The sequence below is a fragment of the Limnohabitans sp. genome (genome assembly GCF_040400975.1).
In the GTDB taxonomy this organism is placed as follows: domain Bacteria; phylum Pseudomonadota; class Gammaproteobacteria; order Burkholderiales; family Burkholderiaceae_C; genus Limnohabitans_A.
On the sequence record NZ_JBBAPF010000143.1, the window covers coordinates 273 to 1130 of the forward strand.

At 64.8% G+C, this 858-nt stretch carries 1 protein-coding gene; it reads left to right on the forward strand.

Going from position 1 to position 858, the window contains the following annotated elements; translation table 11 throughout:
• Positions 1-567 precede the first annotated feature (567 nt).
• On the forward strand, positions 568-720 hold the full coding sequence (locus ABWQ00_RS16235; RefSeq protein ID WP_353239697.1) for a hypothetical protein: 153 nt from the start codon (positions 568-570) through the stop codon (positions 718-720).
• Positions 721-858: the final 138 nt, after the last annotated feature.

The window sequence follows — 858 nt, forward strand, 5'->3', positions numbered from 1 at the left end:
GGAAGGCCTCCGCGTCCCCGCCGCGCCTGCCTCCAGTATTTGCTTCATCAGGTTCCTGATGACGTGCCCGACCGCTGGCCCGTGCCTCCTGCACATCAGCGTATCCCACAAGCGCCAGTTTCTTTCCCACTGCGAAGCTGCTTCTCCCGCCAACGCAGGGAAGGCGGTCGCTACGCGAAGCATGAGTTCCCTTCGGTTCTTGCGGTGTAAGTGGCCTCCTCCGCCCTTCCTGCCCTGCCCGAGGTCCGCCGCATCATAGCCTCTGCGTTCCCCGAGTTTGATGCCTGCGCCGGGCGGTACTGCTGCAACTCGCTTTAGTCGCAAAGCGCGCCGCGCCCGGCGAAGAGTCTCGCTCTTGGCCAGGATCGCGCGCGCGTGGTCCCCTGGTCTGCCAGCGCCACAACGGGCGGCTCGCGCGGCTGCGCATCGCACTCTAGCCCGCTGCAGTTCCAAGTCTTGTTGCTGGCGGACTTCCCGGGCAACCGCGAGCACTGTCGGATCAAGACGCGATGATCCCGCTCTCTGGCGCACGAGTGTGCGGCGCGCACGCTCCAACGTTGCCACAACGTGGGCGTTGCCGAGCTCGCGCGCTATCTGGAGCATGTCGTCCACATGCCGCAAGCGCTCGCATACCTCGCCCAGTGCCACTGCCTGTTCATCCGTCAGGCTTGGTTGCTCGCCGCCAACGCAGCTCCGCGCGGTTCCGACTTCGTCGTCTGAAGAGGGGCTTGCGCGGTCGCTCCAAGGACAACCGTCGACAAGGGAGCCCTCGTCTTCTTGCCCTTGCATGTACTCGTCCAGCTGGCCGCGAGCAGAACAAGGTTGCAACACATCCCGATGGTTTTCCCATCGGAGGTT